12 protein-coding genes and 1 pseudogene are annotated in these 13,598 nt (G+C 73.8%); 3 read left to right on the forward strand and 10 right to left on the reverse strand.

Going from position 1 to position 13,598, the window contains the following annotated elements:
- The 7 genes and pseudogenes from nuoE to E4P38_RS11405 all read right to left on the reverse strand — a co-directional run bounded on the left by nuoE (position 1) and on the right by E4P38_RS11405 (position 6,806).
- Positions 1-1,014 carry an NADH-quinone oxidoreductase subunit NuoE gene (nuoE, locus tag E4P38_RS11375; protein WP_135131920.1) on the reverse strand — a complete coding sequence of 338 codons (1,014 nt, stop codon included), beginning with the start codon at positions 1,012-1,014 and terminating at the stop codon, positions 1-3.
- A 76-nt stretch (positions 1,015-1,090) separates the two neighbouring features.
- Entirely contained in the window at positions 1,091-2,419 is a 1,329-nt protein-coding gene (locus tag E4P38_RS11380) for an NADH-quinone oxidoreductase subunit D (protein WP_135131921.1), read from the reverse strand.
- On the reverse strand, positions 2,416-3,165 hold the full coding sequence (locus E4P38_RS11385; RefSeq protein ID WP_135131922.1) for an NADH-quinone oxidoreductase subunit C: 750 nt from the start codon (positions 3,163-3,165) through the stop codon (positions 2,416-2,418). Before E4P38_RS11385 ends, E4P38_RS11380 begins: the two co-directional genes overlap by 4 nt.
- A 379-nt stretch (positions 3,166-3,544) precedes the next feature.
- Positions 3,545-4,000 (reverse strand): annotated as a pseudogene (locus tag E4P38_RS11390) (NADH-quinone oxidoreductase subunit B family protein); the annotation flags it as partial.
- 21 nt (positions 4,001-4,021) lie between these two features.
- Complete coding sequence (locus tag E4P38_RS11395) at positions 4,022-4,384, reverse strand: NADH-quinone oxidoreductase subunit A (RefSeq protein ID WP_135131924.1); 363 nt, start codon at positions 4,382-4,384, stop codon at positions 4,022-4,024.
- Positions 4,385-4,480: 96 nt separating this feature from the next.
- Positions 4,481-5,758, reverse strand: coding sequence for a geranylgeranyl reductase family protein (locus tag E4P38_RS11400; protein WP_135131925.1), 1,278 nt, complete (start codon positions 5,756-5,758; stop codon positions 4,481-4,483).
- A 328-nt stretch (positions 5,759-6,086) separates the two neighbouring features.
- Entirely contained in the window at positions 6,087-6,806 is a 720-nt protein-coding gene (locus tag E4P38_RS11405; protein ID WP_135131926.1) for a demethylmenaquinone methyltransferase, read from the reverse strand.
- Between the two features lie 35 nt (positions 6,807-6,841).
- Here E4P38_RS11405 and E4P38_RS11410 point away from each other — a divergent pair, with 35 nt between their 5' ends.
- Complete coding sequence (locus tag E4P38_RS11410) at positions 6,842-8,110, forward strand: isochorismate synthase (protein ID WP_135131927.1); 1,269 nt, start codon at positions 6,842-6,844, stop codon at positions 8,108-8,110.
- A gap of 68 nt (positions 8,111-8,178) precedes the next feature.
- On the opposite strand, the gene E4P38_RS22900 is transcribed toward E4P38_RS11410, so the two are convergent.
- From E4P38_RS22900 to E4P38_RS11430, 3 genes are all read right to left on the reverse strand, one after another.
- Entirely contained in the window at positions 8,179-8,802 is a 624-nt protein-coding gene (locus E4P38_RS22900) for a hypothetical protein (RefSeq protein ID WP_167760531.1), read from the reverse strand.
- A gap of 134 nt (positions 8,803-8,936) precedes the next feature.
- Positions 8,937-10,598 (reverse strand): 2-succinyl-5-enolpyruvyl-6-hydroxy-3-cyclohexene-1-carboxylic-acid synthase, encoded by a 1,662-nt coding sequence (gene menD / locus E4P38_RS11425; protein WP_135131929.1) that lies wholly within the window; start codon positions 10,596-10,598, stop codon positions 8,937-8,939.
- On the reverse strand, positions 10,595-11,518 hold the full coding sequence (locus tag E4P38_RS11430; protein ID WP_245160952.1) for an o-succinylbenzoate synthase: 924 nt from the start codon (positions 11,516-11,518) through the stop codon (positions 10,595-10,597). Before E4P38_RS11430 ends, menD begins: the two co-directional genes overlap by 4 nt.
- 41 nt (positions 11,519-11,559) lie before the next feature.
- Between E4P38_RS11430 and menE the strand changes: the two genes are divergently transcribed.
- Complete coding sequence (menE, locus tag E4P38_RS11435; RefSeq protein WP_245160953.1) at positions 11,560-12,693, forward strand: o-succinylbenzoate--CoA ligase; 1,134 nt, start codon at positions 11,560-11,562, stop codon at positions 12,691-12,693.
- A gap of 3 nt (positions 12,694-12,696) precedes the next feature.
- A complete protein-coding gene (locus E4P38_RS11440) occupies positions 12,697-13,569 on the forward strand; it encodes a 1,4-dihydroxy-2-naphthoate polyprenyltransferase (RefSeq protein ID WP_135131931.1) in 873 nt (290 codons plus the stop codon).
- The last annotated feature ends 29 nt before the right edge of the window (positions 13,570-13,598 follow it).

Here is a 13,598-nt window from a genome sequence, read left to right on the forward strand (position 1 = left end):
TCAGGCCTTTCCGGGACCCTGACCGGACGTGCCCGGCTCGGTCCCCGCAGGTGTGTCGGTGCCTTCGCGGCCGTCGGGCAGTCGCCGTCCGGCGGGCTCGGGTGCGTCGGGGTGACTGGCGGCCGCGCCGGCCTTCTCCGCAGGGGTGTCGGCGGCGGCGACCCGCGCGTCGGCGGCCTCGCGGCCAGGAGTCTCGCCCGTCCGCCCGGAGGGGCGGACGGTCTCCCGGGGTTCGTCGGCGGCCGCCGAGGGAGTGGCCGGCCGGGGCATCGGCGGGGCCGACTCCCCGCGCTCCTCGGCCAGCCGCAGGCCGACGAGGGTGGGGCCGAGCGCACCGGGCGCGTCGATGGCGGCCCGTGCGGCGGCGTCGTCGTTCCCGTACTGGGAGAAGCCGGCCAGCTGCCGGGAGATGCCCTTGAAGTCGGTCAGCGGCGCACCGCGGTCAGGCATGGGCTTCTCGCCGCGGCGCAGGGCCTCGACCAGAACACGTGCGCTCTCGACGTCCTGCTGGTCGTAGAACTCGTAGTCGACGGTGACCACCGGCGCGTAGTCGCAGGCGGCCAGGCATTCGGCGTGCTCGAGGGTGATCGAGCCGTCGGCGGTGGTCTCGTCGTGGTGCACGCCGAGGTCGGCGCTGAGCGCGTCCATGATCCGCTGGCCGCCGAGCACGCTGCACAGCGTGTTCGTGCAGACGCTGACCAGGTGCCGGCCGGTCGGACGGCGCTTGTACATCGTGTAGAACGTCGCGACCGCGCCGACCTCGGCCTTGGTCAGGCCGAGCTCCTCCGCGCAGAGGGTGACGCCCTCGGGCGAGACGTAGCCCTGCACCGACTGGACCAGGTGCAGCATCGGCAGCAGCGCCGAGCGGGCCACCGGGTAGCGGGCCATGATCTCGCGTGCCTCGAGCCGGGTCTGCTCGGTCAGCGGGGGGAGGTCGAGCGGAGCGGGCTCCACCGGGCTCGAGTCGAGCCCGGTCACCGCCGTCCCCTCGGGGGATCCGGGAAGGGCACTCACGACGTCTCCTCGCTGGCGCTCGTCGAAGCCGTTCGTGGCACTGCTCTGCTCATCGATGAGCTCGCAAGCTCGCTCATTACCGGTCCACTCCCCCCATGACGGGGTCGATCGAGGCGACCGCGGCGATGACGTCGGCGATCATGCCCCCCTCGCTCATCGCGGCCGTGGCCTGCAGGTTCACGAAACTTGGGTCGCGCACGTGCACGCGCCACGGGCGGGTGCTGCCGTCGCTGACCACGTGGTAGCCGAGCTCCCCGCGGGGGGACTCGATCGGCACGTAGACCTGGCCGGCCGGCACCCGGAAGCCCTCGGTGACCAGCTTGAAGTGGTGGATCAGGGCCTCCATCGACTGGCCCATGATGTGCCGGACGTGGTCGAGGGAGTTGCCCATGCCGTCGGCGCCGAGCGAGAGCTGCGCGGGCCAGGCGATCTTGCGGTCCTCGACCATCACCGGGCCGGGCTCGAGCCGGTCGAGTGCCTGCTCGATCAGCTTCAACGATTCGCCGATCTCGGCCATGCGGACCAGGTAGCGGCCCCAGGCGTCCGCGGTGTCCGCGGTCGGCACCTCGAAGTCGTAGGTCTCGTACCCGAGGTAGGGCTCGGTCTTGCGCATGTCCCAGGGCAGGCCGGCGGCCCGCAGGATGGGGCCGGTGACGCCGAGGGCGAGGCAGCCGGTGACGTCAAGGTAGCCGACGTCCTTCAGGCGCCGCTGCCAGATCGGCTGGCCGGTGAGCATGCGGTGGTAGTCCGCGATCCGCTTCGGCATGATCTTCAGGAACTCGCGGATGGACTCGACCGCGCCCTCGGGGAGGTCCTGCGCCAGGCCGCCGGGGCGGATGTAGGCGTGGTTCATCCGCAGGCCGGTGATCTCCTCGAGCAGGTCGAGGCACATCTCCCGCTCGCGGAAGCCGTTGGTCATGGCGGTGAGCGCGCCGAGCTCCATGCCGCCGGTCGCCAGCCCGACCAGGTGGGAGGCGATCCGGTTGATCTCCATGACGAGCACGCGGATCGTCGCGGCGCGCTGCGGGATCTCCACCCCGAGCAGCTTCTCGACGGCCATGCAGTAGCCGGCCTCGTTGTACAGCGGGGCCAGGTAGTCCATGCGGGTCACGAAGGTCGTGCCCTGCGTCCAGTTGCGGTACTCGGTGTTCTTCTCGATGCCGGTGTGCAGGTAGCCGATGGTGACCCGGGCCTTCGTCACCGTCTCGCCCTCGAGGTCGAGGATCAGCCGGAGGACGCCGTGCGTCGAGGGGTGCTGCGGCCCCATGTTGACGACGAGCCGTTCCTCGCCGTGCGGGTCGGCGAAGGTGAGGTCCCAGTCGCCGCCGGTGACGGTGTAGACGCGGCCCTCGGTGGTCTCCCGCGAGCCGGCGTAGGGATCAGCCGGGTTGTAGGTGGTGCTCATCGGTAGCTCCGTCGCGTATCGGGCGGAGGAATCGTCGCGTCGTGGTACTCCACGGGGACGCCGCCCAACGGGTAGTCCTTGCGCTGCGGGTGCCCGTCCCAGTCGTCGGGCATGAGGATGCGGGTCAGCGCCGGGTGGCCGTCGAAGACGATCCCGAACATGTCCCAGGTCTCGCGCTCGTGCCAGTCAGCGGTCGGGTAGATGCCGACGACCGACGGCACGTGCGCGTCCTCGGCCGTGACGGCGACCTCGAGGCGGATCCGGCGGCGGTAGGTCATCGACGTCAGGTGGTAGACGACGTGCAGTCGCGGCCGGTCCGGCGTCGCCGCCGGGCCGCCGCTGTCGAGGTAGTCCACGCCGGAGACGCTGCTGCACAGCTCGAAGCGCAGGGCGTCGTCGTCGCGGAGCGCCTGCACCAGCACCAGCAGGTGCTCGCGGGCGACGAAGTAGGTGATCTCGCCCCGGTCGACCAGGACGCGCTGCACCGCCGCGTCGTACGTGGCCTGCCCGACCGCCTCGATCAGCGCGTCGGTGACCTCGTCGAAGTAGCCGCCGAAGGGCCGGTCGGTGGAGTGCAGCGCGACCGCGCCGCCGGGCTCGACTCGGACGAGACCACCGAAGCCGGAGGTGTCGCCGCTGCCGGTGACGCCGAAGGAGCCCTTGCGGAAGCCACCGCTGGGGGCCGTGGCCGCGTCGTAGCCCGCCTCTTCGCGGGAGGGGACGACCTCGCCGCCGTCGTTGCTCATTGCTCCACTCCGGGCTCGTTCCGCTCCTCGGTCGAGAACATCGGTCGCCTCCGCGGTCGCTCCGCTCCTCGCTCGCTGGCGCTCGCTGCGATGCTCACTTCCTGTCGGCTCCCGGCATCTCCCTGCGATGCTCGCTCCCCCGTCATGTTCGCGTTGCTCATCGCCGTCCACCCCGCTCCCCCGGCAGCAGGACGGCGTTGCCGCCGCGCTGCTCGATGAGGAACTGACCGGTGCGCCCCTCGGCGGCCGCCTCCTCGTAGGCCCGGCGGTCGGCCTTGTTCACCCGGATCGTCGACGGCATCTCGACGTGCAGGTCCTTCGCCGTCCCGTCGGCCTCGGCGCGGGCCAGCTGGCGGGCGCGCTTGGCACCGAGCGGCTCGTTCTGGATCTTGTGGTGCAGCTTGAGGATCGCGTCCATGAGCATCTCCGGCCGCGGCGGGCAGCCAGGCAGGTACATGTCCACCGGGACGATGTGGTCGACGCCCTGGACGATCGCGTAGTTGTTGAACATGCCGCCGGAGCTGGCGCAGACGCCCATCGCGAGCACCCACCGCGGCTCGGGCATCTGGTCGTAGATCTGGCGCAGGACCGGGGCCATCTTCTGGCTCACCCGACCGGCCACGATCATCAGGTCGGCCTGCCGCGGCGAAGCGCGGAAGACCTCCATGCCGAAGCGGGCGAGGTCGTAGCGGCCGGCGCCCGACGCCATCATCTCGATCGCGCAGCAGGCCAGGCCGAAGGTCGCCGGCCACAGGGACGACTTCCGCGTCCAGTTGACCAGCTTCTCCACGCTGGTCAGCAGCACGCCGCTGGGCAGCTTCTCTTCGAGTCCCATAACTAGATCGCCCGTCCCACGTCAGTCCCATTCCAATCCGCCGCGACGCCACACGTAGGCGTACGCGATGAAGACCGTGCCGATGAAGACGACCATCTCGACCAGACCGAAGACGCCGAGCGCGTCGTTGGAGACCGCCCACGGGTAGAGGAAGACGATCTCGATGTCGAAGACGATGAACAGCATCGCCGTCAGGTAGTACTTGACCGGGAAGCGGCCGCCGGTGAGCGGCTGGTGCACCGGTTCGATGCCGCACTCGTAGGCGTCGAGCTTCGCGCGGTTGTAGCGGCGCGGGCCGACGTACGGCGCGGCGGTCACCGAGAACAGCGCGAACCCCGCGGCCAGCGCGAAGAGCCCGATGATCGGGACGTAGTTCGAGAGCATCAGCGGCACCCTACGGTGAGGACGATCACGTTCCGGACAGGCGTCATGCCTCACCCTCCGTGTCGGCTTGTGTTCTAGCTGTGATGTCGACCACGCTCATACCGCCGGCGCCAATCGGGTGATCGCAGCGATGGCGCGGTCGACCCGGTCGCCGTCCCGGCCGTCGGTCAGGTTGCCCATCAGCCGCAGTGCCGCGTTGACCAGAGCGGGCCGCTTCAGGCCGTGCGCCGTCGCGAAGCGGACGACGTCCGGTCGGCTCAGGAGCGCGAGGAAGCCCATGCCGAGGCGGTGGTGGCGGCCGTAGTCGGCGCTGAGGCGGTCCGGGTAGCGACGCAGGGCGGTCTCGCGCTGCGGGCCTTCGGGCCGGGCGAGTGCGTCGACCGCGGTCTCGGCGGCCATCCGGCCGGTCTCCATGGCGTAGCTGATGCCCTCGCCGTTGAACGGGTTGACCGTACCGGCGGAGTCGCCGGCCAGGAGCAGGCCGCGGCTGTAGGCGGGGCCGCGGTGCAGGGCCATCGGCAGGCCGGCGCCGCGCAGCGGGGTGACGGCGTGCTCCTCGTCCAGCTGGTCCTCCGCCGGGAAGGTGTCGAGCCACTGGCGCAGGACCTCGCGGTGGTCGCCGCCGTCGCCGCGGCGCGTGTCCAGCAGGCCGAACCCGACGTTCGCCGTCCCGTCGCCCATGCCGAAGACCCAGCCGTAGCCGGGCATCGACGCGGCCGTCGGCCCGTCGGCGGACAGGTCGAAGGAGATGTCGAGGTAGTCGTCGTGCGTGCGCGGCGTCCGGACGTAGCGGCGGACGGCGACCCCCAGCGGGCGGTCCTCCCGACGGACCAGCCCCAGGGACTTGGCCAGGCGACCGGAGAGGCCCTCGGCGGAGACGACGAGCTGCGCCCGCCAGCCGCCCGGCTCCTTGTCCGGGCCGGTCTGGGTGTGCACACCGACGACGCGGCCGGCCTCGTCGAGCATCGGGTCGGTGACGGTGACACCGGTGTGCAGCCGGGCGCCCGCGGCCTGCGCGTGCTCAGCCAGCAGGGCGTCGAGCTCGCTGCGGCGGCGGACCAGGCTGAAGTCGGGCCAGCGGTCCAGCTGCGGCCAGTCGACCTCGATGACCTGCCCGCCGCCTTGTACGCGCAGCCCCTTGTGCCGGATCCAGCCGGCCGCCGGGGAGGTGTCGACGCCCAGGTCCTCGAGAGCCTTGACGCCGCGGGGGGTCAGCCCGTCGCCGCAGACCTTCTCCCGCGGGAAGGCGGACTTCTCCAGGACGACGACGTCGATGCCGGCTCGCGCCAGCCAGTAGGCGGCACTGGAACCGGCGGGGCCCGCCCCGACCACCACGACGTCCGCGGCGGGCAGCTCGGTCGTGGTCCCAGGCACGTCCGCGCCCCCTTCCGCACACCCGTCCGGACCTTGTGAATCAGTTCACAAAGTCGTTCGGTCCGAGTCTAGGCCCGGCTGTGAGGAAGGGAACACCGGCCCCCGGGGTGCCGTCGACCGCACCGCGTCAGAGCGGGTCGGGCGGGGGCGTGAGCGGCTCGATGGGATCCGGGGCCGGGTAGGGATCGGGCACGGGCGGCGGGATCGGATCCGTCGGGGTGGGCGCGGGTCCCGGCGGCTGCGGCGGAGGCGGCGGGGTCGTCATGGTGAGAAGGATCCGCTTCCCCCCACCCCTCGCAAGCTCGGTGCGGTGCCCTGGCTGGGGACCTCAGGGCTTGCGGGCGCGGTGCAGCGCGACGATCCCACCGGTGAGGTTCTGCCATGCGACGTCCGCCCAGCCGGCGTCCTGGACGCGGCCGGCCAGCTCGGCCTGGTCGGGCCACGCCCGGATCGACTCGGCCAGGTAGACGTATGCCTCGGGGTTGCTGCTCACCGCGCGGGCGATCCGCGGGAGGGCCTGCATCAGGTACTCGGTGTAGACGGTGCGGAACGGCGTCCAGGTGGGGCTCGAGAACTCGCAGATCACGAGGGTGCCGCCGGGCCTGGTCACCCGCCGGAACTCCCGCAGCGCGGCATCCGGGTCGGCCACGTTGCGCAGCCCGAAGGAGATGACGACGCCGTCCACGCTCTCGTCGGCGAGCGGGAGCGCCATCGCGTCGCCGGCCACCTTGGGCACCGGCCGCGCCGCTCCGGCCCGGAGCATCCCCTGGGAGAAGTCGCAGGCGATCGCGGTCACCCCACCGGCCGCGAGCTCGACCGTCGACACCGCCGTCCCGGCTGCGACGTCGAGGACCGTCTGGCCCGCCCGGGCCCCGAGGGCATCCCTGGTGGCGCGGCGCCAGGAGGCGTCGAGACCGCCCGAGAGCACGGTGTTGGTGACGTCGTAGCGGCGCGCGACGCGGTCGAACATCGCCGCGACCTCGGCCGGCTGCTTGTCCAGGTGCGCCCGGACGCCGGCTGTGTGTGCGTCATCTCGCCGGTCTCCCACAGCGGCGACGCTACAAGGCCTCTTACGCTGGGGAGATGACAGCGGCGGCCCTGACCTCTCCGGCAGCCGCCGCACGCATGGTCACGACCGTCCGGTCCGACGACGCCGGCGCCCTGCTCGACCACCTGGCGACCGAGGGCCAGCTGTCGTGGGTGCGCCGCGGCGAGGGCCTGGTCGGTCGCGGCGAGGCCGCCCGGCTGGAGGTCACCGGCCCCCACGCCCTCGATGAGGCCGCCGACTGGTGGGCGTCCTACACCGACGGCCTCGACATCGACGACGACCTCGGGATCACCGGCTCGGGCCCCGTGGTCTTCGCCAGCATCGCGTTCGACCCGGTGGCGGGGACGTCGGTCTTCGTCGTCCCCGAGGTCGTGGTCGGACGGCGGGACGGCGTCGGCTGGATCACCACGATCGGCGACGTCGACCCGCGCGAGGTGCCCGCCGCGTCCCCGACCTGGGACGACGCCGCCCCTCCCCGGCTCCGCTACGCCGACGGTGCGCTCGACCCGGCCACCTGGTGCGCCGCCGTCGCCACCGCGGTGGAGCGGATCGGGGCGGGCGAACTCGCCAAGGTCGTGCTGGCCCGCGACCTGCTGGTCTCTGCCGACCTGCCGCTGGACCCGAGGCGGCTGCTGCGCCGGCTGGCCGACCGATTCCCCGACTGCTGGACCTTCGCCGTCGACGGCCTGCTCGGCGCCACCCCGGAGCTGCTCCTGCGGCGCAGCGGACGCCGGCTGTCCGCGCGCGTCCTCGCCGGCACCGCCCCGCGCGGGGCGGGAGCCGACGACCAGCGCCTCGCCGACGCACTCATCGGTTCGGCCAAGGACCGCGCCGAGCACGCCCTGGCCGTCGACTCGCTGGTCCAGGCGCTGAAGCCCTTCTGCACGACGTTGGACGCACCGGCCGAGCCGGACCTGCTCACCCTGGCCAACGTGCGTCACCTCGCCAGCGACGTGACCGGGACCCAGCGCAGCCGCGGCCCCCGCGGCGCGGCCGGGCTGCTGGAGCTGATCGGTGCCGTGCACCCCACCGCGGCCGTCTGCGGCACCCCGACCCGGGACGCCGCGGCCGTCATCGCCGAGCTCGAGGGCATGGACCGGGGCCGCTACGCCGGTCCGGTCGGCTGGCTCGACGCCCACGGCGACGGCGAGTTCGGCCTGGCCCTGCGCTGCGCGGAACTCGTCGGGGACGACAGCGCCCGGCTGTTCGCCGGCTGCGGCATCGTGGCCGGCTCCGATCCGGCCGCCGAGCTGGCCGAGACCCAGTCGAAGTTCGCGGCGTTCCAGGCGGCACTCGAGGGCTGAACGCACGAAGGCGGCGCCCCGGAGAACCGGGACGCCGCCTTCGACCGTTCGTGCGGATCGAGCGAGGGTTACCAGCGCCCACCGGGCGCGGTGACCACGATGCAGCTGATCTGGTTCGCACTCGTGACGACGGACTTAGCCTGGGCCTCGAGCTTGTTCGCAGCGAGGTCACCGAGCGCGGCCAGCGCCAGGGTGAGGCGAGCCTGGGACACGTTCGTCATCTTCGCGGCCTGGGTCCGCAGCGCGGCGGACACCTGACGGAGCGCGGCAGCCGTCTTGTTGAGCTGCGTCGCCTGGGCGGTGGCCTTGGCGACCTTGGACGCGAGGTCCGACAGGTCCTTGCTCGTGCAGACCTTCGGCGCCTTGACGGGCTTGCCGTCCTTGCCGATGACGACGGGCGGCGGGGTCACGACCGGCGCGGGGGCCGGAGCGGTCTCGACCACGGGGGCCGGGGCGGCCGGCGGGACCACGGGGGCAGTCGGCGGGACCACCGGGGTGGCCTCGGGGACGACGGGAGCTGCCTCGGGAACGACGACCTCAGGAGCGGTCTCGGTGACGGGCGCTTCCTCGGTGACGGTGATGGTGTCATCCGCGAAAGCGGCGGGGGCGATGGCGACGGCGCCGAAAGCGGTCACGCCGGTCATTGCCAGCGTCACCGCGATACGGCGGAGAGGGGTGATCGTCGTGATCATGTCGGGTGTCTCCTTGACTTGCCGGGACCGGGGCGGTCCCGGTGACAAGGACGACGATGCAGGCCCTTCCGCAGGCCTCCCTCCAGGAAACCGCAAGAGAACCGCAAGAGATCAGAACTGGTGAAAAGCCCCGCTCAGGAGGTCAGGGCGCGGCCGGCCGCGGCCCGCAGCTCCCGCGTCAGCTCCGCCTCGGCCCGCTGGTCCGTCCGGACGACGACGACCCGTGGCCCGCCCAGCGCCAGCGCCGCCGTGAGTTCACCGGCCGACCGCACCGAGGACGCCGCCCAGCCGAGCCCCTGCGCCACCGCGACGAGGTCCCGGCCGTGGGGGGTGCCGAACACGCGCCGGTAGTCGCGGGTATGGCGGTCCTCCCCCGGCTCCAGCTGGGCGAAGATCCCGCCCCCGTCGTTGTCCGGAACCACCACCGTCAGGTCCGGAACCGCCTCGCCCTCGGCCAGCAGCAGGCCGGTGAGGTCGTGCAGGAACGTCAGATCGCCCATGAGGGCGAACGCCGGCCCCCCGTGCGCCAGCGCGGCGCCCACCGCCGTGGAGATCGTTCCGTCGATCCCCGCCACGCCACGGTTGGCGAGCACCGAGACATCGGCCCGCGGCACCGCCAGCCGGTCGACGTCCCGCACCGGGGTGGACGAGCCGAGGACGAGCAGCGCGCCGGACGGCAGCGCCGCGACCGTGTCCCGGGCCAACCGGGCAGCCGTGAGCACCGGGGACGCGTCGAGCACCGCGTCGATCGCGGTGCCGACGCGGGCCGCCGCCTGCTGCCAGCTCTCGGTCCATCCGGCGGCCTCCGCTGCCGGGAGCGACGCAGCGTCTCGGCTCACGAGGGCACTGCTGCGCACCGGATCCGCCCAGCGGGGGGACGCCGTCACCGTCTCCACCCGCACGGACGGGTCGGCCAACAGCGCGGAGACCGGCCGGGACAGCGTCGGGCGGCCCACGACGACCACCCGGTCGGGCCGGTGCGCGGCCAGCCAGTCGGCGGCTCCGAGGAGCAGTGCGCCGCCGCGGACGGAGCTGCCCCAGATCCCGCTGCTCGGCTCGGCGATCAGCGGCAGACCCGACAGGTCGATGTGACGGAACGGTCCATCCCCCGCGACGACCAGGGTCCGACCGTCGGCACCTACCGGTCGCGGCGCGGCCGGCGCGGGCTCCGCCGCCGCCGTCCAGGGCGCACCGTCGCCCCGGCCCGACCACGGGCCCGGAAGGTCGGCGTCGTCGTCCTCGGGCAGGAGCGGTTCGCGCAGCGCGAGGTTCAGGTGCACCGGGCCGGGGTCGGCCGATACGGCACCGCGGGCGACCACGAGCGCCTTGGCCACCAGCGACCGCCAGTAGCGGTTCTGCGTCGCCTCGCGGCCGGCCTCCGGCACGCCGACGTCGGCCGCCCAGCGCACCGCGCCGCCGTAGAGCCCGGGCTGGTCGATCGTCTGGTTCGCCCCGGTGCCCCGGAGCTCCGGCGGCCGGTCGGCGGTCAGCGCCAGCAGTGGCACCCCGCTCGCGTCGGCCTCCAGGACCGCTGCGTGCAGGTGTGCGGTCGCCGTCCCGGAGGTGGTCAGCACCGGCACCGGCCGCCCGGAGGCCTTGGCCAGGCCGAGCGCCAGGAAGGCCGCCGTCCGCTCGTCGATGCGCACGTGCAGCCGCAGCCGGCCGGCCCGCTCCGCGGCGGCGAGCGCGAGCGCGACCGGGGCCGAGCGGGAGCCCGGCGCGAGGACGGCGTCGGTGACGCCGCCGCGGACCAGCTCGTCGACCAGCACGCGGGCGAACGCGGTCGAGGGGTTCATCCGCGCACCGCGGCGAGCCGGGCCCGCCAGCGGGCATCGGTCTCCGGGTCGGCGGCCACCGCCTCCAGCCGGTCCGGCTCCGGGCGCAGCACCGGCAGGTGCCCGCCGACCGGCAAGAGCGGCGTGCTGGAGACGTCCTCGGTGAACAGGGCGACGGTGGCCAGACCGCAAGCGAACGGCAGCTCGGGCAGCGCCGCGGCGAGCGCCACCCCGGCAGCGATCCCGACCGAGGACTCCAGCGCCGAGGAGACGACGCACGGCAGCCCGTGCGCCTCGGCCACCCGCAGCGCGGCACGGACCCCGCCGAGCGGCTGCACCTTGAGGACGACGACGTCGCACGCCTCGCGCAGGTCCACCCGCAGCGGGTCGTCGGCCCGACGGACCACCTCGTCGGCGGCCACCCGGACGTCGATCAGGCGGCGCAGCGCGACGAGTTCCTCCAAGGTCGCGCACGGCTGTTCCACGTACTCCAGCCCGACGCGGTCCAGCTCCTTGATGCGGGCGACGGCGGTGTCGACGTCCCAGGCGGCGTTGGCGTCCACCCGGATGGCCCCGCCGGGGCCGAGGGCGTCACGCACGGCCTCGACCCGCGCGAGGTCGTCGGCGGACGTCTGCCCGGACTCGGCCACCTTCACCTTCGCCGTCCGGCAGCCCGACGCCGAGACGATCGCGTGGGCACGCGCCGCGTCGACAGCCGGCACGGTCACGTTGACCGGGACCGACGTTCGCAGCGGCGCCGGCCAGCCCTCGACGGCGCTCTCCACCGCGGCGGCCCACCAGCGACGGCTCTCCGCGACGTCGTAGTCCCAGAACGGGGAGAACTCGCCCCAGCCGGCTGGACCGCGGACGAGGACGCCGTCCCGGACGTCGATGCCGCGGAAACGGGTGCGCAGGGGCACCCGGTACACGGCCGTGATCACGCCGCGCAGCCTAGTTGGGCACAGCCGTACCCTTGCTCCTCGTGGCTCGGCAGCTGACTCGGCACCTCACGCTCGTCGCCGCTCCCCACCTCTCCGTGGACGACGTCCGCGCTGCGCTGGACGGGACGACCCCGCTCGCCGTCCTTCCCGCGGGACCCCCGGCCGCCGTCGCCGCCGCCCGGGGGGTGCTCCGCCCGGAGGAGCCGCTCGAGCCCGGCGCCGACCTCGTGGTGGTCACGTCCGGCTCGACCGGGGGCGGCCGCGGCGTCCTGCTGTCGGCAGAGGCGCTCACGGCGTCGGCGGCGGCCACGCACGACCGGCTCGGCGGCCCGGGCGCCTGGCTGCTCGCCCTGCCGGTCTCGGCGATCGCCGGCCTCCAGGTCCTGTGCCGCAACATCCTGGCCGGGGAACGACCCACGGTGCTGGACCGGGACGAGACCCTCGCCGTCGCGACCGCCCGCATGCCCGCCGGCCGCCGCTACACGGCGCTGGTGCCGACCCAGCTGCGCCGGTTCCTCGACACCGAGCCCGACGGCCTCCGCGCCTTCGACGCCGTGCTCATCGGGGGCGCCGCCACCGACCCGGCCCTGCTGGCCCGCGCCCTCGACGCGGGAGTCGCGGCCGTGACGACCTACGGCATGACCGAGACCGCCGGCGGCTGCGTCTACGACGGCGAGCCCCTGGACGGCGTCCGCGTCCGGGTCACCGACGGCGGCGTCGAGCTGGCCGGCCCGACGCTCGCGCTCGGCTACCGGCTCGACCCCGCCGCGACCGCCGAGGCGTTCGCGGGCGGCTGGTTCTGCAGCCGCGACGCCGGCGTCCTGCAGGACGGCCGGCTCACCGTGACCGGCCGGCTCGACGACGTCGTCATCAGCGGCGGGGTGAACGTGGCGCCCGCAGCGGTGGAGGCTGCGCTGCGCGCGCACCCCGACATCGCCGACGCCGTCGTCTTCGGCCGTCCCGACGACGAGTGGGGCCAGCGGGTGGTCGCCGCCGTCGTCCCGGCCCCCGGGACGGCGCCCGCCCTCGCTCCGCTGCTGGCGTGGGTCGCCGACCGCCTCGGGTCGCCGGCCGCCCCGCGGGAACTGCACGTGATCGACTCCGTGCCGCTGCTGCACACGGGCAAGCCCGACCGCCGGGCCGTCGCGGCGGCAGTTCTCCAGGGAGCTCGCTGAACCATGGCCACCCCCCAACAGTGGGTCGCGGGCGCCCGCCCGCGCACCCTGCCCGCCGCCCTCGCGCCGGTGCTGGTCGGCACCGGCGCCGCGGCAGCGCTCGACGGCTTCCGGCTGTTGCCCGCCCTGCTCGCACTGGTGGTCGCGCTCGCGCTGCAGATCGCGGTCAACTACGCCAACGACTACTCCGACGGCCGGCGCGGCACCGACGCCGACCGGGTCGGCCCGATGCGGCTGGTCGGCTCCGGGGCCGCGACCCCGCAGCAGGTGCTCGTCGCCGCCGGGCTGGCCTTCGCCGTGGCGGGTGTCGCCGGCCTGGGCCTGGCGGCGCTGTCCAGTTGGTGGCTGGTCGCCGTCGGGGCGGTCTGCATCGCCGCCGCCTGGACCTACACCGGAGGACCGCTCCCCTACGGCTACCGCGCCCTCGGGGAGGTGTTCGTCTTCGTCTTCTTCGGCCTGGTCGCGGTCGTCGGGACGACGTACGTGCAGACCCGCACCCTGGAGGCCCTGGCCTTCGCCGTCGCGGTTCCGGTCGGGCTGCTGATCGTCGCGATCCTGGTGGTCAACAACCTGCGCGACATCGACGGGGACGCCGTGGTCGGCAAGCGCACCCTCGCCGTCCTGCTCGGCGGCCGCGCCACCCGGATCACCTTCGTCGGGTTGTTCGCAGTCGCCTTCGTGGTGATCGCCGCCGTCGGCGTCCTCCGGCCGTGGGCCCTGCTGGGACTGCTCGCTTTCCCCCTGGCGGTCCCACCTGCGCGTACGGTGCTCACCGGCGGGCGGGGGACCGCGTTGATCGGCGCGCTCCAGGGCACGGGGCTGCTCACTCTCGCCACCGGCGTGCTACTCGCTGTCGGGCTGGCCCTCAGTGGATGAGTTGACCGAGCTGCGCTGACCGAGAGGCC

This window comes from Blastococcus sp. CT_GayMR16, from assembly GCF_004570875.1.
In the GTDB taxonomy this organism is placed as follows: Bacteria; Actinomycetota; Actinomycetes; order Mycobacteriales; family Geodermatophilaceae; genus Blastococcus_B.

Excerpts from the sequence above, each read along its gene's own strand:
- E4P38_RS11380 (WP_135131921.1), bottom strand. The coding sequence starts at position 2,419 with ATGAGCACCACCTACAACCCGGCTGATCCCTACGCCGGCTCGCGGGAG.
- E4P38_RS11385 (WP_135131922.1), bottom strand. The coding sequence starts at position 3,165 with ATGAGCAACGACGGCGGCGAGGTCGTCCCCTCCCGCGAAGAGGCGGGC.
- E4P38_RS11395 (WP_135131924.1), bottom strand. The coding sequence starts at position 4,384 with ATGCTCTCGAACTACGTCCCGATCATCGGGCTCTTCGCGCTGGCCGCG.
- E4P38_RS11410 (WP_135131927.1), top strand. The coding sequence starts at position 6,842 with ATGACAGCGGCGGCCCTGACCTCTCCGGCAGCCGCCGCACGCATGGTC.
- E4P38_RS22900 (WP_167760531.1), bottom strand. The coding sequence starts at position 8,802 with ATGATCACGACGATCACCCCTCTCCGCCGTATCGCGGTGACGCTGGCA.
- menD (WP_135131929.1), bottom strand. The coding sequence starts at position 10,598 with ATGAACCCCTCGACCGCGTTCGCCCGCGTGCTGGTCGACGAGCTGGTC.
- E4P38_RS11440 (WP_135131931.1), top strand. The coding sequence starts at position 12,697 with ATGGCCACCCCCCAACAGTGGGTCGCGGGCGCCCGCCCGCGCACCCTG.